Origin of the sequence: Amycolatopsis sp. TNS106 (genome assembly GCF_019330265.1) — a bacterium.
Classification (GTDB): Bacteria; Actinomycetota; Actinomycetes; order Mycobacteriales; family Pseudonocardiaceae; genus Amycolatopsis; species Amycolatopsis lurida.
Map to the genome: position 1 here is coordinate 8,664,700 of NZ_CP024972.1, position 26,892 is coordinate 8,691,591.

Genomic DNA, 26,892 nt, shown 5'->3' on the forward strand with positions numbered 1-26,892 from the left:
CGGCCACCATCGAGATCGACACGAGGCAACCGCTCACCGACGTCGTCGCGAGACTCTAGGACTCCAGATACCGCAGCACGGCGAGAACCCGTCGGTTGTCCCCTTCGGACTGGGGCAGCGCCAGCTTGCCGAAGATGCTCGACACGTACTTCTCCACCGAGCCCGCCGAAAGGAACAGCGCCGCCGCGATGGCCGAGTTCGACCGTCCTTCGGCCATCAGTCCCAGCACCTCACGCTCCCGCGGGGTCAGTCCGGCGAGCGCGTCCGTCTTCCGAGTGGCGGTGAACAGCTGGCTGACCACTTCGGGGTCGAGCACGGTCTCGCCGTCGGCCACCCGCTGGAGGGCGTCGAGGAAGTCCGACACCTCCGCGACTCGGTCCTTCAGTAGATAACCGACACCGCCCGCGCGATCCGCGAGGAGTTCCGTCGCGTACTGAGTCTCGACGTACTGCGAGAACAGCAGGATCGCGCATCCCGGCAGTTCCGCGCGCAGCGCGATGGACGCGCGCAGTCCTTCGTCGGTGTGCGTCGGCGGCATCCGGATATCCACAATGGACACATCGGGGCGGTGTTCGCGCACCGCCGCGCACAGGCTGTCCCCGTCGGCGACGGCCGCGACGACCTCGTGCCCCCGAAGGTTCAGCAGTTCGACGAGCCCCGCCCGGAGGATTGCCGAATCCTCCGCGATCACGACGCGCACGCCGCCCCCTATTTCCGTATCGGTATTTCCGCGCTGATCACCGTAGGCCCTCCCGGAGGGCTGTCGATGTCGAGCCCGCCGTCCACCGTCGCGAGCCGCTCGGCGATCCCGGCGAGCCCTCCGCCGCGTACCGGCCGGGCCCCGCCTTCGCCGGCGTCGCGCACCACGAGCCGCAGGTCTTCGCCGACGATACCCACGTCGACCTCGATCGCGGAGGAAGTGTGTTTGGCGGCATTCGTCAGCAGTTCGGCCACGGTGAAATAGGCGATGGTCTCGATCGACGGCGAAGGCCGGTCCGGCAGGTCCACGGTGATCCGCGCGTCGATGCCCGAGCCCGCGGCCAAAGTGGACAGAGCGACGTCGAGGCCCGCGTCGAGCGCGGCGGGATGGATGCCGCGGGCGAGGTCGCGCAGTTCGACCAGGGCCTGTTTCGCGTTGGCGTGCGCGGCCGTGACCAGGGCGGTGACCTGCTCGATGTCACCGCCGCCGGCGAGCTCGTCCTTCGCGATGCCGAGCTTCATCGCCAGCGCGACCAGCTGGGCCTGTGCGCCGTCGTGCAGGTCGCGCTCGATCCGGCGCAGCCGCCGCGTCGCGTCGTCGACCGCGGTCGCGCGGCTGCGTTCGAGGTCGCGGACGCGTTTGGAGAGGTCCTCGGCGCCCAGGACCCCGCGCACCAGCAGGCGGTCGAATTCGGCGAGACCGTGGACCACCCACGGCATCGACAGGAGCACGGCCAGCCCGGTGAGGGCGAGCGGAAGGGTGAGGGACCAGGTGTCGACGCGGAGGTCGAACGTCGGCATGGCCTCGCCGTTCAGGGTGAACCAGAACAGCGGATAGGTCAGCGTGCTCACGGCGTACACGAACAGGCTGGCGACCAGGAAGAACTCGATCGACGACAGCGGCAGCCGGATCAGCAGATAGGCGATCGACCGCCAGCCGAGCGGATCGCCGAGCCGCCCTTTGACGCCGTTCCAGAGCCCTGGCCGTGGTTCGCACCGGGCAGGCGGGGTGACCCTCGTCCCGAGAAGGACACGCGCCAGGCCGATGTGGGCGACGCCGATCAGGCGCGCACCCGCCAGAACGCCGATCAGCACCGGCAGCCCGATCGTGAGCAGGCTCAGGCCGGCGCCGAGGAGCAGCCCGACGACGACGAGCACCACGGACACCAGGGTCAGCGGCGCGCCGATGATCACCCAGGCCAGCTCGGCCCGGTACGCGCGGCTCAGCTGTGCGCTGAGGACGCGTCGAGGCGGAGCGAGGCGGGTGAGCACGGCTTCAGCCTGCCGTGGCCACCCGCCTCGTGCCCATCCGGTTTTCCGTAATCTTCGGCATGTCGCGAAAGCCACTTTCGCGACGTCCGACGTCCCGAAAGTGGCTTTCGCGACCTGACCTGGCCGGGTTCCGCAGGTCCTGCCGCCAGGACGGTGCCGCTAGTCGTCTTGGCGGCTCTCGTCCGCCTGCGCCCGCTGCGACGCCTCACGCATCTCGATGACGTCCGTCAGCCAGTCACCGGTTTCGCGGGCGATGTCCCGGATCGCGCCGGTGATGATCGTCGCGATGTTGCCGATATGCGTGGCCGCGGACTCGGTGACCTCTTGGACCACGTCCTTGGTGCTTTCGAACTGACCGACCATGTCAGACACCTTAAGCCGCTCGGAGGGTCTTGTCGCTCTCCACGGTAGCCGGTGTGCGGGGCTCGCCGTTCCACGGAAGGGCCAGTTTCACGATCTTCTTGGCCACCGAGAACAGCTGCTTGTGCAGGGGGCCGGTGTTGTACGGCAGGCCGTACTTCTCGCAGATCGCCCGCACCTCGCCCGCGATCTCCGGGTAGCGGCGCGCCGGGATGTCCGGGAACAGGTGGTGCTCGATCTGGTGCGAGAGGTTCCCGGTCATGATATGGAAGAGCTTGCCGCCGGTGATGTTCGCCGAGCCGAGGATCTGCCGCAGGTACCACTGGCCCCGCGACTCGTTCTCGGTCTCCTCCTCGGTGAAGCTCTCGACGTCGGCGGGGAAGTGCCCGCAGAAGATGATCGAGAACGCCCACAGGTTGCGGGTCAGGTTCGCGGTGGCGTTGCCGAGGAAGGTCAGCGGCGCGAGCGGACCGGTCAGCAGCGGGAACAGCACGTAGTCCTTGCCGACCTGGCGACCGGCCTTCTTGAGCATCTTCAGGCCGACCTCCTTGTTGTCCGACCATTTGCGCTCGCCTTTGACGACGCGGTCGAACTCGAGGTCGTGCAGCATGACGCCCCACTGGAAGAACAGCGCGAGCAGCGTCGCGTACACCGGGTTGCCCAGGTAGTACGGGTGCCATTTCTGCGCGGTGTCCATGCGCAGGACGCCGTAGCCGATGTCGCGGTCCTTGTCGAGGATGTTGGTGTACGTGTGGTGGATGTAGTTGTGGGAGTGGCGCCAGTTCTCCGACGGCGCGACGGTGTCCCATTCGAACTTCTGCGAGCTCAGCGCCGGGTCGCGCGTCCAGTCGTACTGGCCGTGCATGACGTTGTGGCCGATCTCCATGTTGTCGAGGATCTTCGCCACCGAGAGCGCGGTCACCCCGGCGACCCACGCCGGCGGGAAGAACCCGGCGAACAGCAGCCCGCGGCCGGCGACCTCGAGCGCGCGCTGGGTCTTGATGACGTTGTGGATGTAGTCGACGTCGGCCTGGCCGAGATCGGCGACGATCCGCTGCCGGATCTCGTCCAGTTCGCGGCCGAACTCCTCGACCTGGGCTGGGGTGAGCTTGTCCTGCAAGCCGGTCATCACGGGCTCCTTTCTAAGCGTTGATCTCGACGTCCCCGACCGGGACGGAGATGCAGAGCTGGATCTCTTCGTTCTCTTCGCTGGAGGTCTCGCCGGTCTTGGCGTTGCGCACGCAGCCGGAGGTCTTGATCTGCGTGCAGGAGAAGCAGATGCCCATCCGGCAGCCGTGTTCCGGGCTGAGGCCCGCGTCTTCGGCCTGCTCCAGCAACGGTTTCCCGGAGTTGGCGAATTCGCGGCCGCTGCGCGCGAACCGCACCTGCCCTTCGGCGTTTTCGGTGTCGAAGGTGAGCGCCGGCGGCGTGAACTCCTCGGTGTGCAGATGTGCGCCGAGACCGTCGGCCTCGAAGACCTCGCGGACCGAATCCATCAGGGGCTTCGGACCGCACAGGAAGGTTTCGGCGTCGGGGTACCACGGCGCGGCCTCGGCGAGGTGCTCCTTGGAGAAGAACCCGTGGAGGTCACCGCCGGTTTTGGCGTGAGTGAACGCGTGTACCACCCGCAGGCCGGGCAGGCGGCGCGCGAGGTCGGCGAGTTCGGCGCGGTAGAGCGCGTCTTCGGCGCCGTTGGAGTAGTGCAGGAAGACGAGATCGCCCTCGTGCTTCTCGTCCGCCAGCGTGCGCAGCATCGACAGGACGGGGGTGATCCCGCTTCCTCCGCTCAGCAGCAGGATCCGCCGGGGCCTCGGCGAGGGGAGGGTGAACTCACCGTCCGGAGTGGACAGTCCGAGTACCGAGCCGATGGTGACCGTGCGGTTCAGGTGCCGCGAGACGAGGCCCTGCGGATCGGCCTTGATGGTCAGTTCCAGTGATCCGTCGTGCTCCGAACCGGCGGGTGAGTAGCAGCGGGTCCGGCGGACGCCGTCGATCTCGACGGTCACCCGCACGTACTGGCCCGCGGCGTGTCCCCGCCAGGCGCGGCTCGGCCGGATGGTCAGCGTGACCGTGTCGGGTGTCTGCCGTCGGACGCCGGTGACCAGGCCGCGGATCTCGCGGCGGACCAGCATCGGATCGACGAGTTCGAGGTAGCGGTCCATGCCATGGGGCGTGAGCAGGGCCTCGGCCAGCGAAGCCAGCCGCCTGGCCCTGCGCGGTACCAGTGCCGTCATCACTTCTCCCAAATTCAGTGAACGCTTGTACACTGAATAGTGAAGTGGCGATACTCGCGCTTGTCAACGCGAGAGGAGGGTGATGTGACGTGGGTGATACCGCGGAGGCGATTACGCTGTCCGTCGTGACAACGGAGCCCGTTTCCCGGCAGGAGCGCAAGCAGCGCACACGGCAGGCGCTGCTGGACGCCGCACTGGACCTGGTGGCGGAACGAGGGTTCTCCGGGCTCAGTCTGCGCGAGGTGGCGAAGCAGGCCGGGATCGTGCCGACGGCGTTCTACCGCCATTTCGCGTCCATGGACGAACTGGGCGTCGCGCTCGTCGAGGAGTCGATGCGCACGCTGCGCACGATGATCCGGTCGGCACGCACCAAACCGGCCGCGTACAACGACATGATCAGGACGTCCGTGCGCATCCTCCGCGAGCACGTGCGGGCGCACGAGGACCATTTCCATTTACTGACCAGGGAGCGGTACGGCGGCACGGGACCGGTCCGGCAGGCGATCGCGTTCGAACTCAGGCTCTTCGTCAGCGAACTCGCCGTCGACCTCGCGCGCTTCGACACTCTCCGCGAATGGAGCACCGAAGATCTCCATCTGCTCGCCGACCTGATCGTGACGACCATGCTCACGACGGTGCTGGAGCTGCTCGAAGCGCCTTCGCGTGACGACGAGATCGGGCGAACGGCCGAACGGCGGCTGCGGCTGATCTTCCTGGGGGTGCCGAACTGGCGCAGCGTTCCATGATGCGGAAAGCGCTGCCTTGAACCCCTTATGACGTCGCGCACCTGGATCGATGGCTGGATCGATCGTGATGAGCGATGTCACGGAAAGATGCCGTCCGGATACGTTCAGCCAGGAAAGTTGTCGGCCGGGCGTGGTAAGAAGTGCGGGTTCGTGTGGTCCTCTCCAGCGAGGAGGTCGCCTGTGGCGGCAGAGAACGAGCAGCTCACGGTCGGTGTGGTCCGGGAAACCGGACAAGGCGAACGCCGTATCGCGCTGGTACCGAAACTCATCGAGCGCGTTTCCGGACGCGGACTGCGGGTGGTGGTCGAGCCCGGCGCGGGCGCCGGCGCGCTGCTCGCCGACGAGACCTTCGAGCAGGCGGGAGCGGTGATCGGCGATCCGTGGGATGCCGACATCGTGGTGAAGGTGGCGCCTCCGAGCGCGGCCGAAGTCGCGAAGCTCAAACAGGGCACCATTCTCATCGGCTTCCTGAATCCGAGGGGCGATCCCGACGGGATAGCGGCGCTCGAATCGGCGGGTGTGCGCGCCTTCGCCGTCGAGGCGATCCCGCGGATCTCCCGCGCGCAGGCGATGGACGCGTTGTCGTCGCAGAGCAGCGTCGCGGGCTATCGCGCGGTCTTGCTGGCCGCGGAGAAACTCACGCGGTTCTTCCCGATGCTCACCACCGCCGCCGGGACCGTCCCACCCGCGAAGGTGCTCGTGCTCGGCGCCGGCGTCGCCGGGTTGCAGGCCTTGGCGACGGCGAAACGGCTCGGCGCGCAGACCACCGGGTACGACGTCCGGCCGGAGGTCGGCGAGCAGGTGAAGTCGCTCGGCGCGAAATTCCTCGACCTCGGTATCGAGGCGGTCGGTGAGGGCGGGTACGCCCGCGAGCTGACCGACGAGGAAAAGGCCGAACAGCAACGCAGGCTCACCGAGGCGATCACGAGGTTCGACGTCGTGATCACCACCGCGCTCGTCCCGGGCCGCCGGGCACCGGTCCTCGTCACCGCCGACGCGGTGAAGGGGATGCCCGCCGGCGGTGTCGTGGTCGACCTCGCCGGAGAGTCCGGCGGCAACTGCGAACTGACGAAACCGGGCGAGGAGGTCGTCGAGCACGACGTCACGATCTGCTCGCCGCTCAACCTCGCCGCGGAGATGCCCGCGCATTCCAGCGAGCTCTACGCGCGCAACGTCACCGAGTTGCTCGAACTGCTCGTCGACAAGGAAGGCAAGCTCGCGCTCGACTTCTCCGACGAGATCGTCGCCGGGGCCTGCGTGGCCGGAAAAGAAGAAGGAGGCGAGTGATGCTCGTAGGCAGTTTGGCGATCCTCGTACTCGCCGGATTCGTGGGCTTCACGGTCATCTCCAAGGTGCCCAACACGTTGCACACCCCGCTCATGTCGGGCACCAACGCGATCCACGGCATCGTCCTGCTCGGCGGGCTGATCGTGCTCGGCCTCGGGGTCGACGGCGTACTGAACAAGATCCTGCTGGTGATCGCGATCGCCTTCGGCACGATCAACGTGGTCGGCGGCTTCCTCGTCACCGACCGGATGCTCTCGATGTTCAAGGCGAAGAAGCCGGAAGACGGTGGTGACAAGTGACGACCTTCATCGCCGTCCTCTACATCATTTCCTTCGCGCTGTTCATCTACGGCCTCATGGGCCTGACCGGCCCGCGCACCGCGGTGCGCGGCAACTGGATCGCCGCGGTCGGCATGGGCATCGCGGTGATCGCGACGCTGCTGACCCCGGGAATGGGCAACTGGCTGCTGATCGCGCTCGGTGTCGCGATCGGTGTCGTCGTCGGCGTGCCGTCCGCGCGCAAGGTCAAGATGACCGCGATGCCGCAGATGGTGGCGCTGTTCAACGGCGTCGGCGGCGGAGCGGTCGCGCTCATCGCGTGGGTCGAGTTCCGCACCACCGAGGGGTACGCGCACGAGCCCGCGTATGTCGCGATCGCGTCGTTGTTCGCCGCGATCGTCGGTTCGGTGTCCTTCTGGGGTTCGAACATCGCGTTCGGGAAACTGCAGGAACTCATCTCCGGCCGCCCGATCACCCTGGGCAAACTGCAGCAGCCGGTGAACGCCCTGGTGCTGATCGCCGCGATCGTGTTCGCGGTCGTCATCGCCGTCGGCGGCGACGCCGAGCTGCTGATGATCGGCCTGCTGGTCGCGGCGGGCGTGCTCGGCGTCGTGGTCGTGCTGCCGATCGGCGGCGCGGACATGCCGGTCGTCATCTCGTTGCTGAACGCGCTCACCGGATTGTCGGCCGCGGCCATGGGGCTCGCGCTCGACAACACCGCGCTGATCGTGGCGGGCATGATCGTCGGAGCTTCGGGTTCGATCCTGACGAACCTGATGGCGAAGGCGATGAACCGGTCGATCCCGGCCATCGTCGCGGGCGGGTTCGGTGGCGGCTCGGCGGTCGCGAGCGGCGGATCCGGCGAGGTCCGGCCGGTCCGCAGCACCAGCGCGTCCGACACCGCGATCCAGATGGCGTACGCCAACAAGGTCGTGGTCGTGCCCGGTTACGGCATGGCCGTCGCCCAGGCGCAGCACGTGGTCCGCGAGATGGCGAAACTGCTGGAGGCCAAGGGGATCACGGTCGCGTACGCCATCCACCCGGTGGCGGGCCGGATGCCGGGGCACATGAACGTGCTCCTCGCCGAGGCCGACGTCCCGTACGAGCAGCTCAAGGAGATGGACGAGATCAACTCCGAGTTCGCCCAGACCGACGTCGCGCTGGTGATCGGCGCGAACGACGTCACGAACCCGGCCGCGGAGACCGATCCGGGCTCGCCCATCTACGGGATGCCGATCCTCAAGGTGAACCACAGCCGGTCGGTGATCGTGCTCAAGCGCTCGATGAGCTCGGGCTTCGCCGGTATCGACAACGAGCTCTTCTACGATGCGAAGACCAGCATGCTCTTCGGCGACGCCAAATCGTCGGTGGGCGAGATCGTGGAGGAACTCAAAGCACTGTGATCGGTCCCTCGGAAGTCGTCGCCTCGTTCGACGACCCGGCCGACAACCTCGCGTTCGACGAAGCCCTCCTGCGTGCCGCACCGGAGGCGCCGGTCCTGTGGATCTGGCGCAACACCGACTGTGTGGTCGTGGGGCGGGGGCAGAAGATCGAACGCGAGGTCAAGGCCGACGTCTGCGCGGCTGACGGCGTCCCGGTGCTGCGCCGGGCCAGCGGTGGCGGCACCGTGTTCCACGATCCCGGCAATCTCAACATCACGCTCGTGCTGCCGGGGCTGGGTTTGTCGGAGAAGTCCGTCAGGCCCTTGGACGCACTCGGGGAACTGATGACCGCGACGGTGGCCGAACTCGGGCTGCCGTCGCGGCTCGGTGACCGCGGTCTGTTCGTCGGTGACGCGAAGCTGTGCGGTTTCGCCGTGTTCCGGACGAGAACGGGCTTGCTCGCGCATTCCACGCTGCTCGTTTCGACCGCGGCCGAACGGGTCGGCCGATACCTCACTTCGGCCCCCTCGGATCCTCGGCCGCTCGACTCGCATCGGAGCCCGGTGGCGTCGCTCGCCGAGCATGGCCTGCGCAAAGGTGTCGCCGAAGTCACTGCCGCGGTCCGCGTGGCGGCGGCCGCGCAACTGGGTGAACTCACCACCCGGAAGCCCTCGGCCGAGGAGCTGGAGCGGCATCGCTCGCTCCAGCACACGCGGTACCACTACCAGGAATGGCATGCCAAGGGCGCTCAGAGAAAGGACTCGTGAGTGGTAATGACGGTTCTAACCATCATTACCACTCACGAGCCCCAACGCGATCGGGCCCTCTTCACGCAATTGTGCGAAGAGGGCCCGATTGTCTTTCTGGGAACTATTTCTCCGTGGCGGAGAAAGTGACGGCGGGCACCTTGCGGGCGGCGCGCGTGGTCTTCTTCGGCTCGGCGGTCTTCTTCGCCGGAGCCTTGGCAGCGGCCTTCGGAGCGGCCTTGGTGGCCGTCGTCTTCGCGGCAGCGGCCTTCGGAGCGGCCTTCGCGGCCGTCGTCTTGGTCGTGGCCTTCGGCGTCGCCTTGGCCGTGGTCTTGGTCGCGGCCGCGGTCTTCGCGCGACCCGCCGGAGCCTTGGCCGAGGTCGCCTTCGCCGCTGTGCTGCGGGCCGACTTCGCCTTGGCGGCAGTGGCTTTCGCCGTGGTCTTGGCCGGAGCCTTGGTCTCCGCCTTGGCGGCGGTGGCCTTCGCGGCGGCGGTCTTGGGAGCGGCCTTGGCGGCAGCGGGCTTACGGCCGGCGACACCCTTCGCGGCGGGCTTGCGGCCCGGCTTCGCGGCCGTCTTCGCGGCGGTGGCCGCGGTCTTCGGGGTCGACTTGGCCACGCGCGCACCCTTGGGCCGCTGCACGACCCGCGGCCGCAGTTTGCGTCCGCCGATCCGGCGGCCGTTCTCCACATAGGCACGCAGGATGTCCCGGAGTGCGGTGGCGTTGTCGGCCGAAAGGTCGATGTCGTAAGCGATTCCGTCCAAACCGAAAGCGACCGTTTCTTCGGCCGCCTCGCCGGTCAGATCATCCAGCAAATGCACAGCAGTGTTCCTGGCCATGAAAAACCTCCCGCGCTCGATCGTTCTACTGCGTAACCGGCACGGCGAAACCTGACCCGCGGCTGATGACTCACGCAGCGACACGAGGATAGCGGCAGGTTGCGCGAAGCTGCGCGGTGGTGTGCGCTGAATGCATGTCAGCACAGGATTTTGACGTGATCGTGATCGGAGGCGGCCCGGTCGGCGAGGTCGCCGCCGAACGGGCAGCGCGGGGCGGCCTCCGGGTCGCGCTCGTCGAACACGAACGCTTCGGCGGCGAATGTTCTTACTGGGCCTGCATTCCGAGCAAGGCGCTGCTGCGGCCGGGGAACCTCCTCGCCGCCGCCAAGCGGGTCCCCGGCGTCCCGGTGGGCGACGCGGTCGACCCGGCCGCGGTGTTCGCGCGCCGGGACTGGTTCACCGGCAAGGGAGACGACACCGGACAGGTCGAGTGGGCGGAAGGCGCCGGGATCGTCCCGATCCGCGGCCACGGGCGGATCACCGGTGAGCGGGAGATCACGGTCGACGGCGGTGACGTGCTGACCGCGCGGCACGCCGTGATCGTCGCCACGGGCAGCGTCCCGCGGACGCCGTCGATCCCCGGGCTGGACACCGTTTCCCCATGGGGTTCGCGTGAGGCGACCTCGGCGGAGAAGGTTCCTGGCCGCCTCGGCGTACTGGGCGGCGGTGTCGTCGGTGTGGAAATGGCGCAGGCCTTCGCCACGCTCGGCGCCGAAGTCCACCTGATCATCTCGGGCGAACGTCCGTTGCCCCGGCTGCCGGAGTTCGCGGGCGACGCCGTCATCGCGGGTCTCCGGGAAGCCGGGGTCACCGTGCACACCGGCTCCGGTCTCGACTCCGTGTCCGCTGTGGACGGTGGTAAGGAATTGGCCTTGAAAGGTGGTGAGCGGTTGGTCGTCGACGAATTGCTCGTCGCCACCGGCCGCCGCCCGGCGACCGACGGACTCGGCGTCGAGACGCTGGGGCTCGAAGCGGGCGCACCGCTCACGACGGACGACAACGGCCGGGTGTCCGCTGTGGACGGTGGCTGGCTGTTCGCCGTCGGCGACGTCACCGGCCGGGCGCCCCTGACCCATCAGGGCAAATACGCGGCCAGGGCCGCGGGTGACGCGGTGGCCGCGCAGGCCGCGGGCGAACCCGTCGACTCCGCCGCGTGGAGCGCGCACAGCGCCACGGCCGATCACCACGCCATCCCGCAGGTGGTGTTCACCGACCCGGAGGTCGCTTCGGTCGGGCTCGCCGGGCCGGAAGAGGGCAAGCCGCACCGCGTCGTCGACATCGACATCGCGGTGGCCGGTTCGTCACTGCACGCGGACGGGTACGCGGGCAAGGCGCGGATCGTCGTCGACACCGAACGCGGTGTCCTTCTCGGCGCGACCTTCGTCGGGCAGGACGTGGCGGAACTGCTGCACGCGGCGACGATCGCGATCGTCGGCGAGGTCCCGCTGTCGAGGCTGTGGCACGCGGTCCCGTCGTTCCCGACGATCAGCGAGGTGTGGCTGCGGCTTCTGGAGGCGTACGGGCTTTAACCGTTCACGGGCAGTTCGAGCGCGGCCTTCGCGCCGCGAACGAGGCCGGGGTCGTCCGGAGTGGACGGTCCCGGCACCCACACGACCTGGACCAGCCGGACCGACTTCCCGTCCAGGCCGCTCTGGTAGGCGGCGCCCTCGAACACCGGCGCTTCGCCCTGCCACTGGTTGGTCTCGGTCGCGAGGTCGAGGATGCCGCCCCCACCGGGGGTGTCGGCGGTGGCCTTGAACGCGGTCGCCTGCTGGGTGTTCGGGAATTCCACGACGGCGATCGTCACCGCCGCGGCCCGGCCGTCGATGGAGCCGGCGAAGCTGGCCCGTTTCACCGCGGAGCAACTCGTCTGCTGAAGGCTCGACTGGACGTCGCCGTACGCGTGCGACGCGCATTTCTGATCCGCGGCGGACGCCCGCGGCGTGAACTGGATGCTCTCCACCGCGCTGCTGCTCGGTGGCGACGGCGGCGGACTGGTCGCCGGGGCCGGCGGCGGGGGAGGCTGGGTGGACGCGGTGTCGTCGCCACTGGAAGCGACGCTGATGGCCGCGACCAGCAGCACGATGAGCAGGCCGATCGCGGCGACCGGGAGCCATTTCACCGTCTTGGACTGATGTGGCTTCTTCGGCCCCGGCTCGGCGGGAGCGGCCTCCGGCGGGATCGGCTGGGCCGGGGGAACCGGCTTCACGGCGACGGCCTGCTGACCAGGCTCGACGGGCGATGGGGGAGGGACTGCCGATTTCGCGGGTTTCTTCCCCGGATGTCGCACCGGGACGGTCGGCGCGATCGCGACGAGCGGGTTCTCGCGGATCACCGTCGGCTCGTCGTCGGAGTAGGCACTGAACCCTTCCCCGAGCAACACCTCTTCGGGCATCGGCGGCGCGTCCGGAGCGAGCGCGGCGATCAGTTCCCGCGCCTGCTGGACCGAGCGGGGGTGCGGCGCGCCGGCCAGGGAGACCGTCGCGGCGAGCATCGTCGTCGCCGTCGGGTAGAGGACGCGGACCGAGCCGGCGAGATCCGCGGCGGGCTGGTCGACCGTCTCCACATAGGGGCCGACGGCGATGATCGTGCCGATCGGCCCGGCGCCGGGGGCGACGTCCGCGATCTTGTGGGTGCACGCGGCGGACAGCGAGAGCGCGTCCGTAGCCGGGTTGATCGAGGTGTCGCCGTGGACCAGCGGCCAGCCGTCGGCCTTCCACGGCCCGCCGAGCGGGGCTTCGAGTTTCAGCGCCGGATCCGGCAGGTCGACGCCGATGACGATGAGGACACCCTTCGGCATGACCACGACGGCTTCGACGGGCCTGCCGTCGACCGGGCTGGCACCGATCAGGGCGACCCCGCCGACGACGTTGCTGCCGCGGCCGAGCGAAGCCAGTGCGGCGCGGACGTCCTCGGCCACCCGGGACGGCTGCTGAGCGAGGCGAACGAGTCGCACCGAACCCCTCCCCATCTCGTCGGTCTCGGTGCACAAACTAGCGCCTCCATCTGGAGCAACGGAGAGACACGTCGCAGGTAGCGAGGTGATGTTGCTCCGAAAAGTGGTAATGCGCGTGCGCACCGTCACCCGTCCGGGTGGTACTCGTTGGTAGGTGACAGTTCCCTGCCCTCTGTCACCAGGAGAATCACCATGGCCGCATTTCGCCACTGGCGTCGACGTGCAGCACTAGTCGTCGCCCTGCTAGCCGTCCCGGCCGCGGGGATGGTCCCCGCGCAGGCCGCGGGACCGCTCGCACCCGTCGCCCCCGGGCTCTCCCGGCTGCTCTCGACAGCCACCGGCGCCACGGGGATGACCGCGCTCGTGCACGCCGGCGACATCGCCACCGCCGAACGCGCCGCCCGCGCGGCCGGGCTCGAGAAGATCACCTCGTTCGGGAAGATCGGCGTCGTCGCCGTCCGGGGCACGGCGGACCAGGTGCGCGCGGTCCGCGGGGCCGCCGGGGTCACCTACGTCGAAGGCAACGAGAAGCTCAAGGCGCACGGCAGCGCCGGCACCACGGCGACGCGAAGCCTGCAGACCCAGACGCAGCTCAAGGACGCCGGTGGCGCTCCCGTGGACGGCAGGGGCGTCTCGGTCGCGATCATCGACACCGGCGTCGACCCGACGCATCCGGCCTTCAAAGGCGCCGACGGCAAGACACGGGTGGTGCGCAACCTCAAGAGCCTCTGCCTGAACGGCCCCGCCACGAACTGCATCGTCGACGTCCCGACCTCCGTCGACACCGACACGCTCGCGCTGGGCGGCCACGGCACGCACGTCACCGGGATCGCCGCCGGGAACCAGTTGACGCTGAGCGACGGCACCAAGGTCGGCGGCTCGGCGCCGGGCTCGAAGATCGTTTCCGTCTCGACCGGGGCCGCGCTGCTCGTGCTCGGCACGGACGCGGCGCTGAACTGGGTGCTGGAGAACCATAAGGCACCCTGTGGCGCGGGCGTCGCGGCATCTGTGTGCCCGCCGATCAAGGTGACCAACAACTCCTACGGCCCGAGCGGTGGCGGCGCCTTCGACCCGAATTCGGCGACGGTGAAACTGCAGCGCGCGCTCGCCGCGGAAGGCGTCGTCACGGTGTGGGCGAACGGGAACGACGGCGGCGACGGTTCGGCGAACCTCTCCAACCCGCCGGGACAGGACCAGACGCCGGGAGTGCTGTCGGCGGCGTCGTTCAACGACCAGGGCACCGGCACCCGCGACGGCACGGTGTCCGACTTCTCCTCGCGCGGTCTCAAGACCGAGCAGGCGAGCTGGCCCGACGTTTCCGCGCCGGGGGAGAACATCCTCTCGGCGTGCCGTCCGACGCAGCCGATCTGTACGCAGGGCCTCCAGCCCAAGAACGGACCGGGCCTCCTGGACCTCGGCACCTACAACGTGATCAGCGGCACCTCGATGGCGGCGCCGCAGATCACCGGGATCGTCGCGCAGCTGTTCCAGGTCGCGCCGAACGCGAGCCCCGGTGACATCGAGGCCGCGATCAAGGGCACGGCATACAAGTTCGCCCATGGCGCGCCGTACGTGGCGGCCGGGCCGTACACGTCGAGCTTCGACAAGGGCACCGGCCTGGTGGACACCTTCGCCGCGGCGAAGTCCCTCGGCGCCCAGGGCTGAGCCGTCCCCAAGTCCGTGAAGGCCTCCTTGAGGGACCCAGAGCCCCTCAAGGAGGCCTTCACGGACCGACGCCATCGCGGAGACCAGGGTTAACCCTCGCGTTCGGGTGAGTGAGGTGACGGGGGCCTTCCCGCGAGTCGTGCGTCCCAATCAGGTGCGACTTGTGGTGTTCATGTGGCCAAACAGCACAGTTGGGGTGCACAATGTGCTCACGCGTACCGGGAGGCGGCACGAGCCACCTGACCAGCGCAGCTCGCGAGGTCGTAGGGGAAGACGCCCCTCGTCGAGTAGCGGAGGTCAGCAGTGAGCACCCGTGGCAACACCCGTGGCGTGGTGTACGTCCACTCGTCGCCGTCTGCGGTGTGTCCGCACGTCGAGTGGGCCATTTCGGGCACCCTGGGTGCCCGAGTCGAGTTGAAGTGGACGGCGCAGCCCGCCAGTCCAGGACAGCTCCGCGCCGAATGTGGTTGGCGTGCGCCTTCGGGCACCGGCGGAAAGCTGGCGTCCGCGCTCAAGGCGTGGCCGATGATCCGGTTCGAAGTCACCGAAGAGCCCAGTGCGGGGGTCGACGGAGAGAGGTTCTGTTTCGCTCCGGGCCTCGGCCTGTGGCACGGCAGGACCAGTGCCAACGGCGACATCGTCGTGGGCGAGGACCAGTTGCGTGCCTTGGTGAGCAAGGTCCGCACCGGCGAATCGCTGGCGCACAAGCTCGACGAACTCCTCGCCGCCAACTGGGACGAAGCGCTCGAACCGTACCGGCACGCCGGTGACGGCGCCCCGGTCACCTGGCTGCACCAAGTCGGGTAGACGCCGGTGATGATGGAAGAGGCGGGCGGCTAACCTTTCAGGGTGACCGCCCAGCCTCGCCCCCTCTCTCGCCAGCGGTGGCTGATCCCCGTTCTCGTGGTCGTGATCTCCCTGACCGTCGCCGTGGGGTTGCTGGCACGTGATCTCTACACGCGCCCGGAGGCCGCGCCCACCGAGCCGGTCGTGAGCGAGTCGCCGACGTCCGTCGCCCCGGAGCAGCAGCCCGGCTCACCCGTCGTCGAGGTGACTCCGGACGTCTTCGCGCATCCGCAGTACCAAGGCGTCCGGCGGGTGCTCCAGGGATACTTCGATTCCATCAACGACCGCGACTATCCGAAGTGGACATCGGTGGTCACCCGTGACCGGGCCAAGACCAAGACCGCGGCGGAGTGGAAGAAGGACTATCAGTCCACACGGGACGGCAGCATCCTCGTCTACCGCATCGAGCCGAGCACGCCGACCCTGCTCCGGGTGCTCGTCGCCTTCACCAGTACGCAGGACGTCGAAGACGCGCCGCTGTACCTGCCGGAGGGGTGCATCCGCTGGCGGCTGGTGCTGCCGCTGCGGCTGGAGAGCGGATCGTGGCGCGTCGACACGACCGACGGTGGCACCAACCCCGAACACGAAAGATGCTGAAGTAAGGGGCGACATCGTCCCCGAGGCTGACGCGGGCGGGAGCCGGGCGGAATAGAGTCGCGGGCATGGCAATAGATCAGCCGGCCCTGCTGACCGACGCCTCGAGGGGGCTCACCAGCGAAGAGGTCGCCCAGCGGGTGGCCGCGGGCCAGACCAACACGGTCTCGACGAAGACCAGCCGGACGACCGGCGAAATCATCCGCGCGAACGTCTTCACCCGGATCAACGCGATCTACGGCGTGTTGTTCGTGCTCATCCTGTCGACGGGGTACTTCATCGACGGGTTGTTCGGCGGGCTGATCATCGTCAACAGCGCGGTCGGCATCATCCAGGAACTCCGGGCGAAACGGACACTGGAACGGCTCGCGATCGTCGGGCAGGCGAAGCCGACGGTCCGCCGTGACGGCCGGAGCAGCGAGATCGCCCCGGAAGACGTCGTACTCGGAGATCTCGTCGAGCTGGGGCCGGGCGACAAGATCGTCGTCGACGGCCCGGCGCTGACGGCCGACGCGCTGGAGGTCGACGAATCGCTGCTGACCGGTGAATCCGATCCGGTGGTCAAGCAGCCCGGCGACAAGGTGCTTTCCGGCAGCTTCGTCGTCGCGGGAAGCGGCACCTATCGCGCGGACATCATCGGCGACGAGTCCTACGCCGCGAAGCTGGCCGCGGAGGCCAGCAAGTTCACCCTGGTGAAGTCGGAACTGCGCCAGGGCATCGACAAGATCCTCAAGTTCATCACGTACCTGCTCATCCCGGCGGGCGCGCTGACGATCTACAACCAGCTCGCGGGCGACCAGGCGTGGCCGGACGCGTTGCGCGGCATGGTCGCGGCGCTCGTGCCGATGGTGCCCGAGGGCCTGGTGCTGATGACCAGTGTCGCGCTGGCGGTCGGTGTCATCCGGCTGGGCAAGCGCCAGTGCCTGGTGCAGGAGCTCCCGGCGATCGAAGGACTCGCCAGGGTCGACGTGGTGTGCGCGGACAAGACCGGCACGCTCACCGAGAACGCGATGCGGCTTTCCGAGGTCCGGGAGATCACGCCGGGCCATCCGGTGGACGACGTGCTGGCCGCGCTCGCCGCCGCGGACCCGCGCCCGAACGCGAGCCTCCAGGCGATCGCGGAGGCGCACCGGACCGATCCGGGCTGGCGGGTCTCCACGACCATGCCGTTCTCTTCGGCGCGCAAATGGAGTGGTGCTTCGTTCGGTCCCGACGGCGACTGGGTGCTCGGCGCGGCCGATGTCCTGCTGCCCGAGGGCGAGCACCGGGCGGAGGCCGAGAAGATCGGTTCACGCGGTTTGCGGGTCCTGCTGCTGGGCCGTGCCGAGCGGGCCGTCGACGCGGCCGAAGGCCCCGGCGAGATCGAACCGGTGGCGCTCGTGGTGCTGGAACAGAAGGTCCGTCCGGACGCGAAGGACACGCTGGACTTCTTCGCGCATCAAGACGTCGCGGTCAAGGTCATCTCCGGCGACAACGCCATTTCGGTGGGCGCCGTCGCGGGCACCCTCGACCTGCCGGGGGCCGACAAGCCCGTCGACGCGCGGAAACTGCCGGACGACGCGGAGAAGCTGGCCGACACCGTCGAGGAACGCGCCGTCTTCGGCCGCGTGACCCCGCTGCAGAAACGCGCGATGGTCGGTGCCCTGCAGTCGAAGGGGCACACCGTCGCGATGACCGGCGACGGCGTGAACGACGTCCTCGCCCTGAAGGACGCGGACATCGGCGTCGCCATGGGAGCCGGCAGCCCGGCCACCCGCGCGGTGGCGCAGATCGTGCTCCTGGACGACAAGTTCGCCACCCTGCCGCACGTCGTCGCCGAAGGGCGGCGGGTGATCGGCAACATCGAACGCGTCTCGAACCTGTTCCTCACCAAGACGGTGTACTCGGTACTGCTGGCGCTGATGGTCGGCATCGCGCAGGTGCCGTTCCCGTTCCTGCCCCGGCACATCACGATCACCGCCTGGTTCACGATCGGCCTGCCCGCCTTCGTGCTCTCGCTGGCGCCGAACAACGAACGCGCCCGCACCGGCTTCGTCGGGCGGGTGATGCGGATGGCCGTCCCGGCCGGGCTGGTCATCGCCACCGCGACGTTCGTGAGCTACCTGCTGGTGTACAAGGGTTCCGGACAGTCCGAAGTGGACAAGATCCAGGCGGGGACGACCGCGCTGATCACGCTCATCACGATCGCGCTGTGGGTGCTCGGGATCGTCGCACGGCCGTATCGGTGGTGGAAGATCCTGCTGATCGGCGGGATGGTCGTGCTGACGCTCGCGCTGTTCCTGATCCCGTTCACGCAGAAGTTCTTCGCGCTGGACCCGAGCGTGAGCGCGTACACGCTGTCGGCGTTCGCCTGCGCCGGTGTGGGGATCGTGCTGGTGGAAGTGGCCTGGTGGGCCGGGCGGTACCTGGTCAAGCGCCAGGAGGCATGACCGGGGAGTCTCGAAGTCCCCTTCACCGCGTCAGACGGCCACGCCTTGAGGAGAAGGTGTCGCGAAAGCCACTTTCGAGACGTCTGGTGTTCCGAAAGTGGCTTTCGCGACACCCATCGGCCTGCTGACCGGTCAAGCGCCAGGAGACGTGACCCAGGAAGTACGTGAAGGCCCCCTTCACTACGCTAGACGCAGTGAAGGGGGCCTTCACGTACTGAAATCAGGCCGCCGGGGTGAACAGCAGCGCCGTGTTGTGCCCGCCGAAGCCGAACGAGTTGCTGATCGCCGCGCCCAGCTCGACCTTGCGCGCCTCACCGGAGACGACGTCGAGCTGCACCTTCGGGTCCAGGTCTTCGAGGTTCAGCGTCGCCGGGATGAGGCCGTGGTAGATCGCCAGGATCGTGGCGATGCCCTCGACCGCGCCCGCACCGCCGACCAGGTGGCCGAGCGCGCCCTTGGGAGCGGTCACCACGACATGCTCGCCGACGGCGTTGCGGATCGCCGCGGCCTCGCCGACGTCGCCGACGACCGTCGAGGTCGCGTGCGCGTTGACGTGGCCGACGTCGGCAGGGGAGACCCCGGCCATCGTCATCGCCTGCCGCATGGCGGCGATCTGGCCGACGCCCTCCGGGTGGTTGCCCGTGATGTGGTACGCGTCCGAAGTGATCCCGTACCCGCTCAGCTGCGCGTAGATCCGCGCGTTGCGGGCCTTGGCGCGGTCCGCCCGCTCGAGGATCACGACGCCGGAGCCCTCGCCGAGGACGAAACCGTCACGGTTCACGTCGAACGGCCTGGACGCCTTCGTCGGGTCGTCGTTGCGGGTGGACACCGTCCGCGCCTGCGCGAAACCGGCGAGGGTGATCGGGTGGATGCACGATTCGGCACCACCGGCGACCACGACGTCGGCCCGGCCCGAGCGGATCATCTCGTAACCGGCGGCGATGCCTTCCGCGCCCGACGCGCAGGCCGACGCGGGCGAGTGCACGCCGGCACGCGCCTTCAGGTCGATCCCGACGTGCGCGGCGGGGCCGTTCGGCATCAGCATCGGCACGGTCAGCGGGGAGACCTTGCGGAGTCCCTGCTTGTGCAGAAGGTCGTTCTGGGAGATCAGGGTGACCGGACCGCCGACACCGGTACCGATGGTCACCCCGAGGCGCTCGGGTTCCACATCCTGATGCTCGTCGGTCGGCTGCTCGAAGCCCGCGTCCGCCCAAGCCTGCCGGGCGGCGATGAGCGCCACCTGCTCACAGCGGTCCAGCCGCCGGGCCTGGACCCGCGGCAGGACTTCGGACGGGTCGACGGCGAGCATGGCGCCGATCTTCACCGGCAGTTCGAGTTCGTCGACCCAGTCGGCTTCGATACGGCGGATCCCGCTCGCCCCGGCGAGCAGGCCGTCCCACGTGGACGCGACGTCCCCGCCGAGCGGCGTGGTCGCGCCCATCCCGGTGATCACGACGTCGATGTTGCTCATTGGAGTCTCCCCAAGGTCGGCGCCAATCAAGAAGTCGGACTTACTTGGAGTTGGCCGACACGTAGTTCACCGCGTCGCCAACGGTCTTCAGGTTCGCCAGCTCGTCGTCCGGGATCTTGACGCCGAACTTGTCCTCGGCCTGGACAGCGATCTCCACCATGGACAGCGAGTCGATGTCGAGGTCGTCCACGAAGGACTTCTCGGCGGTCACGTCGTCCTGCGCCACACCGGCGACCTCTTCGACGATCTCGGCGAGGCCGGCGAGGATCTCTGCGTTGTCTGCCACTGGTTGTTCCCTTCTCGGTGATGCTTTCGGCTGCCCTGCGGACACGGTGTCCGCAGGGGAAGTATTCATCACGGGCAGACGAAGGCCTGGCCCGCGTAGGAGAGTCCGGCCCCGAAGCCCACGGCGAGCACGACGTCGCCCGGTTTGGCGGTGCCTGCCTTGCGCATGTGGTCCAGCGCCAGCGGAATCGACGCGGACGAGGTGTTGCCCGAGTACCTGATGTCGTCGGCGACGACCATGTCCTCGCGGGCGCCCTTGGCACGCAGCTTCTTGGCGATGGCCTCGACGATACGCAGGTTGGCCTGGTGCGGGATGAGCACGTCCACATCGGACGGTTCGAGCCCGGCGAGTTCCAGTGCCTGCATGGCGATCGGCGCGATCTGCGTGGTCGCCCAGCGGAAGACCGACTGGCCCTCCTGGTAGATCCACTTGTCGTCACGCATGTAGATCAGGTCGACGTGCTCGCCCGCGCTGCCCCAGGCGACCGGGCCGATCTGCGCGGTGTCGGCCGCGCCGACCACCGCCGCGCCGGCGCCGTCGGCGAAGATGATCGCGTTCGCGCGGTCGACCGGGTCGACGTGGTCGGTGAGTTTCTCGGCGCCGATGACGAGCGCCTTCTTCGCGCTGCCCGCGCGGATCAGATCCGAGGCGACGCCGATGCCGTAACAGAACCCGGCGCAGGCGGCGTTGAGATCGAACGCGGCCGGATGCGTGATGCCGATCCGGTCGGCCACCTGTGCGGCGGCGTTCGGGATCTGGGTGGGCATCGTGCAGTTCGGCAGGATGACCGTGTCCACTTCGGACGGGTCCACGCCGGCGTCCGCCAGCGCGGCGGTGCCCGCCTTGACCGCCATGTCGACCAGCGACTCGTCCTTCTCGGCGAACCGGCGCTCGACGATGCCGACCCGCTCCCGGATCCACTGGTCGTTGGTGTCCATGATCTTCGAGAGATCGTCGTTGGTCACGATCTTCTCGGGCTGGAAGCTCCCGACACCGAGGATGCGGGTCCCGGCGGCGCCCGGCGCCTGCCGCAAAGTGGATCGGTCGGTCACGAAGCGTCCTCCTGCCCCTGAAGCTTCGCCAGCTCGGCCGGCGTCTTCAGAGCGATCGTGGTGGTCACGGTTCCCTTGAGCTGCCGCTTGACCAGCCCGGTCAGCGTGCCCGCCGGCGGAAGTTCGAGCGTCGAGGTGACACCCGCGGAGACCAGACCGTCCATGGTCAGGTCCCAGCGCACCGGGCTCGTGACCTGCTTGACCAGCCGGTCGAGGTATTCGGCCCCGCTGGTGACGACCTGGCCGTCGGCGTTCGACAGCAGCGGACGCGTCGGGTCCGCCGGGGTGATCTTCGCAGCGTGGGCCGCCAGCGCTTCACGCGCGGGTGCCATGTAGGGGGTGTGGAACGCGCCCGCGACCTTGAGCGCGCGGACCTTCGTGCCCTCCAGCGGCTCGGCGACGATCTTCTCGATCGCGTCGGCGGCGCCGGAGGCGACGATCTGACCGGCGCCGTTGCGGTTCGCCGCGGCGAGCCCGTGGCCCTCGAGCCACGCGACGACCTGCTCCGGGTCACCGAGCATGACCGCGGCCATGCTCGTGGGCTCCAGCGCGCAGGCCTTCGCCATTTCCGCGCCGCGGACGGCGGCCAGCGCGACGGCGTCTTCGGGGCTCAGCACGCCGGCGACGGCGGCGGCCGCCAGCTCGCCGACGGAGTGACCGGCGACCGGCGCGTCCGCGGCGACCGGGGCCTCACGCTGAAGGTGCTCGAACGCCAGCAGTGACAGCGCCACGATCAGCGGCTGCGTGATCGCGGTGTCCTGGATCTCTTCCGCGTCGGCTTCGGTGCCGAGGCGGACGAGGTCGAGACCGGCCCGCTCGGACCAGGCTTCGACGCGCGCGCGGGCGCCGTCGAGCTCGAGCCAAGAGGAGAGCATGCCTGGGGCTTGGGAACCCTGACCGGGGGCGAGGACTGCAACTGTCACCCCATTAGAGAACACGCTCGGCCACCATGGTCGTGATGCCGACGCTCACCAAGTCCGGCCGACGTAATTGTCGGAACCCTCCAAAAGCCCCTTCCTGATCACCGCGCTTAACCCAAAAGCCTTGTCGGGTTCAACCAGCTTTCCCTATGAACTCCGTCACTGCGCAGAGTTACCAACCGGTTCGCCGGAGGTCGTACGGCCGCCTGAGCGATTTGCCCGTTTCGGCGAGCGCGGGCGCCGGATCCGGGTGACGCGAAAGCCACTTTCGGGACACCAGACGTCCCGAAAGTGGCTTTCGCGACATGCCTCGGCCGAAGCGGCCCTGAGTCACCGGCTACCAGAGACCGCGGGCACGGGCCAGCCGCCCGACCGTCAGCGCCACCTTCAGCACCCAGGCGTCACGCGATTCGGCGGCGTGGCGGCCGGTGAGTTCGGCCGCCTTCCGCAGCCGGTACCGGACGGTGTTCGGGTGTACGAACAGCGTTCGCGCGCAGGTCTCCAGGACGCCGCCGCTGTCGAGGTAGGTCTCCACCGTCCGCAGCAGTGCCGGGCCCGCTTCCTCCAGCGGTCGCGCGATCTGCTCGACGAGCAGGCGTTCGGCCTCGGGGTCGCCGGACAACGCGCGTTCCGGCAGCAGGTCGATCGATCTCGCGGGCCGCGGCGCGCCGGGCCAGCCGACGACGGCACGAAGGCCGGAAAGCGCCTCTGTCGCACTGTGGTGCGCTTCGGCGAGCGTGGGCACCGTCGGTCCGGCGACGACCGGGCCCTCGGCGAAGGCGACCGAAAGCTTGGTGAGGATCTCGCGGTCCTTGACGCTGCCGTCGGTGGGCCCGGCGACGACCACGACCAGCCGGGAGCCCTGCACCGAGAGCAGCACCGGACGCCCGACCCGCGCGGCGCGGCTGCGCACTTCGAAGACGACGGCGGGCGGATCGTCCGACGTCGGGGTGCCGACCAGCGCGGTGGCGGGCGCGGCCGGGTCCCAGCCGAGCGCGGCGGCGCGGGAGAGCACCGCCTCCTCGGCGTCGCCGCGGACGATGCCGTCGACGACCAGCGCCTCCAGCCGCGCGTCCCACGCGCCTCGCGCCTCGGCGGCCGCCGCGTAGGAGTTGGCGGCGGCGAACGCGATCTCCCTGCCGTAGCGCAGGATCCCCTCGATCAGCGCGGCGCGTTCCGCCTCGTTCGCGGCGAACTCGGGCAGTTGCTCCTCGAACACCTCGATCGCCAGCCGGACCATGCCGACCGCCTGCCGCAGGCTCACCCACCGGGAAAGCTCGGCCGGTGCTTCGCGGAAGGCTTCCGTGGTGAGGGAGAGGGCCTCCTTCGCGTCGCGGAGCCAGTCGACGAAACCGGCGGCACCCGCCTGGGTGATCAGCAGGACACTCGCGCGCTGGTCGGCGGGAAGCCTGGCGAACCAGCTCAGCCGCTCCTCCATCACCGCCACACTCGCGCTCGCGAGCCGGCCGGAGGCGTGTTCGAGCCGCCGGAGGGTCTTGGCGGACAGCCCGTGGTGCTTGGGCACACGCCGTCCGGAGGTCGCATCAGCCATGGTCAGCCGATCCTAGGCCGTGGCCGGCGAGCCGTGTTCACGGTCTTCGCGAACGGACTTGCCGGACACGGCCTGGTCCGCCGGGCGACGGGCGCCGTCATCCCGCGGCCTTTCGCCGCCCGCGTCCGAAGTGGACGGTCATCCGCGATGAATGGTGAAAGGCGTTCGCATAAAACTCGAGGCCGCCCGGCGCCAGCGTTTTTCGCTGCGCCGGACGGCCTCGTCTCCCCGGTCCCCACCGGTGGAACAAGTATGGGACTTGTCGATCTTTTCCCGCTAGCTCACTCACTCGATCGTGGGTCGCCGAGTTGCCGGTGCGGTGCTCGTGCTCAACGATCCCTCGCAAGCCGCACCGGGTAGGTCGCGGATGCGCAGAGGAGGGAGTTCGCCGTGGGCGAGCAGCTGAAAGACGGTCTGGGACAAGCATGGAACCTTGTCGCCACCTTCGTACCGAAATTGCTCGGTTTCCTGATCATCCTGCTGATCGGCTGGCTGATCGCGAAAGCCGTGTCGAAGGCATTGGGCCTGGTTCTGTCGAAGATCGGTTTCGGCAAGCTCATCGAGAAGACCGGACTCGCCGGAACGTTCAAACAGGCGAATGTCGACGCGGGCGGGATCCTCGTCAAACTCGTGTACTACTTCATTCTCCTGATCGCGTTGCAGCTCGCGTTCGGCGTATTCGGGGAGAGCAATCCGGTCAGCGCGCTGCTCAACGACATCATCGCGTTCCTGCCGCGGATCCTGGTGGCACTGGTGCTGGTGATCGTCGCTGCCGCCGTCGCGAAGGTCGTCCGCGACCTGGTGACCGGGGCGTTGTCCACCCGGCCCGCGGGACGGCTGCTCGGCACGATCGCCTACTGGATGATCATGGCGTTCGGCATCATCGCGGCACTCGGCCAGGTGAACATCGCGACGGCCGTGACGGGGCCGGTCCTGGTGGCCGTGCTCGCCACCATCGGCGGCGTGATCGTCGTCGGCTTCGGCGGCGGCCTGATCAAGCCGGCGCAGGACCGCTGGCAGGGCTGGCTGGCCAACCTGCAGGGCCAGCTGGAGGCCGGGGACGGCAAGCAGGAGGTCCGTTCGGAGCCGCCGACTTCGCCTGTGGGCATCGGTCGCGTAGATTCCTGAGCATCCGCGTGGGCCCGGTGATCGAGGAAGGCACCGGGCCCGCGTGGAGTCGAAGGGCCCGTCGTCGCGGAACACGCGATCGAGGGGCCCTTTTCGCGTCCCCGTGAGCGTCCCTCGAGCCGTCCGCCTGTTCCGCACCTCACACTCTCTGGGGAATGGCGTCGGTACGGAGCATGTTGGAGCGGGAGACGGAGAGGGGTGCGGACGTGGACTTCCTGCTGCACAACGGTGTCACGGTGCTCGGACAGTGGATTTCCTTCGCCGAGCTGGCGGGGCAGATCTTCGCGCTGGCCGTGGTCTTCTTGGCCCAACGCCGCACGTTGTGGACGTGGCCGGTGCAGGTCGGGGCCACCGTGCTGTTGTTCTCGGTCTACCTGTCCGCACATCTCGGCGGCCTCGCGACCAGGCAGATCGCGATCCTCGCCATCTCGATCTACGGCTGGTGGGCCTGGTCCCGCCGCAGTGATCCGGTCTACGGCGTCGTCGTCCGCAAGGGCAGGCTCGGCGAGCGGCTGGCGATGATCGGCGCGTTCGCGATCGGCACCACCGCGATGGCGCTGGTCCTCGACGCGCTGAACGCCTCGTGGGCGCCGTGGCCGGACGCCGCGATCTTCGTCGGCACACTGGTCGCCTTCGCCGCACAGGGCGCGGGTCTCGTCGAGTTCTGGCTGGTGTGGCTGGTCGTCGACGCGATCGGCGTGCCGCTTCAGCTCTCTTCGGGCCTGTACTTCTCCGCGGCGGTCTACATCGTGTTCGCCGGGCTGGTCGTGCACGGCTGGTGGAGCTGGAACCGCACCGCGAAGCAGGTCCGTACCGCTTCGCCCGCTACTGCCGCGACCCGCTGACCACGCGATTCGGCACCTGTTTGCGGTAGTTGCACGCGCAAGTACCGCAAGCAGGTGCCGAATCGCGGAGGGGTCAGCGCATGGTGGCGTGGGAGGGCTTGAGGTCGGCGAGGGTGCGGACGCCCAGCAGCTGCATCGTCCGGACCATCTCGGCGCGCAGGATGTCCACGCACCGCTGAACCCCGCGCTCGCCGCCGGCCATCAGGCCGTAGAGGAACGCGCGCCCGATGAGTACCGCGTCCGCGCCCCGCGCGATCGCGGCCACGATGTCGCCGCCGGAGAGGATGCCGGTGTCGACCCACACCTCGGCGTCGCCCTGGATCTCGTCGAGCACCGCCGGGAGCAATTCGATCGGCGTCGGCGCGCGGTCGAGCTGACGGCCGCCGTGGTTGGACAGCAGCACCGCGTCGGCGCCGTGCTTGACCACGTCCCGCGCGTCGTCGACGTTCTGGATCCCCTTGACCACGAGCTTGCCCGGCCAGGTCTGGCGGACCCAGTCGAGGTCGTCGAAGTTCAGGGTCGGGTCGAAGAGCTGGTTGAGCAGTTCGGCGACCGTGCCGTCGAACTGGCTCAGCGACGCGAAGGTCAGCGGCTCGGTGGTCAGCAGGTTGAACCACCACGCGGGGTGCATCGCGCCGTCGACGAAGGTCTTGAGGGTGAGCGCGGGCGGGATGGTCAACCCGTTGCGGACGTCACGCAGCCGCGCGCCGGCGACCGGGGTGTCCACCGTCAGCATGAGCGTGTCGAACCCGGCGGCCCACGCGCGATTCATCAGATCTTCGCCCGCCTTGTGGTCACGCCAGACGTAGAGCTGGAACCACTTGCGGGCCTCCGGGGCGGCCGCGGCGAGATCTTCGATCGACGTCGTCGCCATCGTCGACAGACCCATCGGGATGCCGTTGCGCTGCGCGACACGGGCCACCGCGGACTCGCCCTCGTGGTTCATCATGCGGGTGAACCCGGTTGGCGCGAACGCGAACGGCAGCTCCGAACGCTTGCCGAGGATCTCCTTGCCGGTGTCCACATCGGACACGCCGCGCAGGACGTTGGGGTGGAATTCCACGCTGCGGAAGGCCTGCCGGGCACGGCGGAGGCTGTCTTCCAGCTCCGCGGCGCCGTCGGTGTAGTCGAACGCCGCCCGCGGCGTGCGCTTGCGGGCGAGCATTCGCAAATCGGCGATCGTGTGCGCGCCCGCCAGCCGCCGGTCGGTCGGGTTGAGCACGATCGGCTTCGGCCGCAGGATCTGCTTCAGCTCACTCGGCTTCGGCAGTCGACGTTTGGTCACACTCGCTCACCTTCTCCA

The 26,892-nt window shown here is 68.9% G+C and carries 25 protein-coding genes; 12 read left to right on the top strand and 13 right to left on the bottom strand.

Annotation, left to right across the window (positions count from 1 at the left end; all coding sequences use genetic code 11):
• Positions 1-55: 55 nt before the first annotated feature.
• From CVV72_RS40270 to CVV72_RS40290, 5 genes are all read right to left on the bottom strand, one after another.
• The gene (locus CVV72_RS40270; RefSeq protein ID WP_034311085.1) at positions 56-700 is read right to left on the bottom strand and encodes a response regulator transcription factor; all 645 of its coding nucleotides are present in this window, start codon (positions 698-700) and stop codon (positions 56-58) included.
• An 8-nt stretch (positions 701-708) separates the two neighbouring features.
• Positions 709-1,971, bottom strand: coding sequence for a sensor domain-containing protein (locus CVV72_RS40275; protein WP_219149967.1), 1,263 nt, complete (start codon positions 1,969-1,971; stop codon positions 709-711).
• A gap of 159 nt (positions 1,972-2,130) precedes the next feature.
• Positions 2,131-2,334 carry a hypothetical protein gene (locus CVV72_RS40280; RefSeq protein WP_219149969.1) on the bottom strand — a complete coding sequence of 68 codons (204 nt, stop codon included), beginning with the start codon at positions 2,332-2,334 and terminating at the stop codon, positions 2,131-2,133.
• A gap of 10 nt (positions 2,335-2,344) precedes the next feature.
• Entirely contained in the window at positions 2,345-3,460 is a 1,116-nt protein-coding gene (locus CVV72_RS40285) for an acyl-CoA desaturase (protein ID WP_034311090.1), read from the bottom strand.
• Positions 3,461-3,473: 13 nt separating this feature from the next.
• Entirely contained in the window at positions 3,474-4,565 is a 1,092-nt protein-coding gene (locus tag CVV72_RS40290; protein ID WP_219149971.1) for a ferredoxin reductase, read from the bottom strand.
• An 89-nt stretch (positions 4,566-4,654) separates the two neighbouring features.
• On the opposite strand from CVV72_RS40290, the gene CVV72_RS40295 reads away from it, so the two are divergent.
• The 5 genes from CVV72_RS40295 to CVV72_RS40315 all read left to right on the top strand — a co-directional run bounded on the left by CVV72_RS40295 (position 4,655) and on the right by CVV72_RS40315 (position 9,025).
• Positions 4,655-5,311: a TetR family transcriptional regulator gene (locus CVV72_RS40295; RefSeq protein WP_219149973.1), complete on the top strand. Its 657-nt coding sequence runs from the start codon at positions 4,655-4,657 to the stop codon at positions 5,309-5,311.
• Between the two features lie 180 nt (positions 5,312-5,491).
• Positions 5,492-6,598 (top strand): Re/Si-specific NAD(P)(+) transhydrogenase subunit alpha, encoded by a 1,107-nt coding sequence (locus tag CVV72_RS40300; protein WP_219149975.1) that lies wholly within the window; start codon positions 5,492-5,494, stop codon positions 6,596-6,598.
• The gene (locus tag CVV72_RS40305) at positions 6,598-6,897 is read left to right on the top strand and encodes an NAD(P) transhydrogenase subunit alpha (RefSeq protein WP_007032801.1); all 300 of its coding nucleotides are present in this window, start codon (positions 6,598-6,600) and stop codon (positions 6,895-6,897) included. The genes CVV72_RS40300 and CVV72_RS40305 overlap by 1 nt, the downstream gene beginning before the upstream one ends.
• Positions 6,894-8,279: an NAD(P)(+) transhydrogenase (Re/Si-specific) subunit beta gene (locus CVV72_RS40310; RefSeq protein ID WP_219149977.1), complete on the top strand. Its 1,386-nt coding sequence runs from the start codon at positions 6,894-6,896 to the stop codon at positions 8,277-8,279. The genes CVV72_RS40305 and CVV72_RS40310 overlap by 4 nt, the downstream gene beginning before the upstream one ends.
• Positions 8,276-9,025, top strand: a complete 750-nt coding sequence (locus CVV72_RS40315) for a lipoate--protein ligase family protein (RefSeq protein ID WP_219149979.1) — start codon at positions 8,276-8,278, stop codon at positions 9,023-9,025. Before CVV72_RS40310 ends, CVV72_RS40315 begins: the two co-directional genes overlap by 4 nt.
• 103 nt (positions 9,026-9,128) lie before the next feature.
• Here the strand turns inward: CVV72_RS40315 and CVV72_RS40320 are convergent, their stop codons facing one another.
• The gene (locus CVV72_RS40320) at positions 9,129-9,827 is read right to left on the bottom strand and encodes a histone-like nucleoid-structuring protein Lsr2 (RefSeq protein ID WP_255632416.1); all 699 of its coding nucleotides are present in this window, start codon (positions 9,825-9,827) and stop codon (positions 9,129-9,131) included.
• A 173-nt stretch (positions 9,828-10,000) separates the two neighbouring features.
• Between CVV72_RS40320 and CVV72_RS40325 the strand changes: the two genes are divergently transcribed.
• Positions 10,001-11,374, top strand: coding sequence for an NAD(P)/FAD-dependent oxidoreductase (locus CVV72_RS40325; protein ID WP_255632417.1), 1,374 nt, complete (start codon positions 10,001-10,003; stop codon positions 11,372-11,374).
• Here CVV72_RS40325 and CVV72_RS40330 read toward each other — a convergent pair.
• Positions 11,371-12,801 (bottom strand): hypothetical protein, encoded by a 1,431-nt coding sequence (locus CVV72_RS40330; RefSeq protein ID WP_219149985.1) that lies wholly within the window; start codon positions 12,799-12,801, stop codon positions 11,371-11,373. The genes CVV72_RS40325 and CVV72_RS40330 overlap by 4 nt on opposite strands.
• 192 nt (positions 12,802-12,993) lie before the next feature.
• On the opposite strand from CVV72_RS40330, the gene CVV72_RS40335 reads away from it, so the two are divergent.
• The 4 genes from CVV72_RS40335 (at position 12,994) to CVV72_RS40350 (ending at position 18,335) form a co-directional block, all read left to right on the top strand.
• Positions 12,994-14,466 carry a S8 family serine peptidase gene (locus CVV72_RS40335; RefSeq protein ID WP_219149987.1) on the top strand — a complete coding sequence of 491 codons (1,473 nt, stop codon included), beginning with the start codon at positions 12,994-12,996 and terminating at the stop codon, positions 14,464-14,466.
• A 303-nt stretch (positions 14,467-14,769) separates the two neighbouring features.
• Positions 14,770-15,273, top strand: a complete 504-nt coding sequence (locus CVV72_RS40340; protein WP_091599164.1) for a DUF3145 domain-containing protein — start codon at positions 14,770-14,772, stop codon at positions 15,271-15,273.
• Between the two features lie 42 nt (positions 15,274-15,315).
• Positions 15,316-15,909 (top strand): hypothetical protein, encoded by a 594-nt coding sequence (locus tag CVV72_RS40345; RefSeq protein ID WP_219149989.1) that lies wholly within the window; start codon positions 15,316-15,318, stop codon positions 15,907-15,909.
• A gap of 65 nt (positions 15,910-15,974) precedes the next feature.
• A complete protein-coding gene (locus CVV72_RS40350) occupies positions 15,975-18,335 on the top strand; it encodes a cation-translocating P-type ATPase (RefSeq protein WP_219149991.1) in 2,361 nt (786 codons plus the stop codon).
• Between the two features lie 220 nt (positions 18,336-18,555).
• Here the strand turns inward: CVV72_RS40350 and CVV72_RS40355 are convergent, their stop codons facing one another.
• The 5 genes from CVV72_RS40355 to CVV72_RS40375 all read right to left on the bottom strand — a co-directional run bounded on the left by CVV72_RS40355 (position 18,556) and on the right by CVV72_RS40375 (position 23,616).
• Positions 18,556-19,806, bottom strand: a complete 1,251-nt coding sequence (locus CVV72_RS40355; protein ID WP_125673102.1) for a beta-ketoacyl synthase — start codon at positions 19,804-19,806, stop codon at positions 18,556-18,558.
• A 40-nt stretch (positions 19,807-19,846) separates the two neighbouring features.
• Positions 19,847-20,092 carry an acyl carrier protein gene (locus CVV72_RS40360; protein WP_004559006.1) on the bottom strand — a complete coding sequence of 82 codons (246 nt, stop codon included), beginning with the start codon at positions 20,090-20,092 and terminating at the stop codon, positions 19,847-19,849.
• A 68-nt stretch (positions 20,093-20,160) separates the two neighbouring features.
• Positions 20,161-21,144, bottom strand: a complete 984-nt coding sequence (locus tag CVV72_RS40365) for a beta-ketoacyl-ACP synthase III (protein WP_125673101.1) — start codon at positions 21,142-21,144, stop codon at positions 20,161-20,163.
• Entirely contained in the window at positions 21,141-22,019 is an 879-nt protein-coding gene (locus tag CVV72_RS40370; RefSeq protein ID WP_255632821.1) for an ACP S-malonyltransferase, read from the bottom strand. The genes CVV72_RS40365 and CVV72_RS40370 overlap by 4 nt, the downstream gene beginning before the upstream one ends.
• 382 nt (positions 22,020-22,401) lie before the next feature.
• Positions 22,402-23,616, bottom strand: a complete 1,215-nt coding sequence (locus CVV72_RS40375; protein WP_005164946.1) for a CdaR family transcriptional regulator — start codon at positions 23,614-23,616, stop codon at positions 22,402-22,404.
• Between the two features lie 390 nt (positions 23,617-24,006).
• Here CVV72_RS40375 and CVV72_RS40380 point away from each other — a divergent pair, with 390 nt between their 5' ends.
• On the top strand, positions 24,007-24,744 hold the full coding sequence (locus CVV72_RS40380) for a hypothetical protein (protein WP_219149995.1): 738 nt from the start codon (positions 24,007-24,009) through the stop codon (positions 24,742-24,744).
• Between the two features lie 206 nt (positions 24,745-24,950).
• The gene (locus tag CVV72_RS40385; protein ID WP_219149997.1) at positions 24,951-25,589 is read left to right on the top strand and encodes a nicotinamide mononucleotide transporter family protein; all 639 of its coding nucleotides are present in this window, start codon (positions 24,951-24,953) and stop codon (positions 25,587-25,589) included.
• A 73-nt stretch (positions 25,590-25,662) separates the two neighbouring features.
• Here CVV72_RS40385 and CVV72_RS40390 read toward each other — a convergent pair whose 3' ends face one another.
• Positions 25,663-26,874: an alpha-hydroxy acid oxidase gene (locus tag CVV72_RS40390; RefSeq protein ID WP_007032785.1), complete on the bottom strand. Its 1,212-nt coding sequence runs from the start codon at positions 26,872-26,874 to the stop codon at positions 25,663-25,665.
• Between the last annotated feature and the right edge of the window lie 18 nt (positions 26,875-26,892).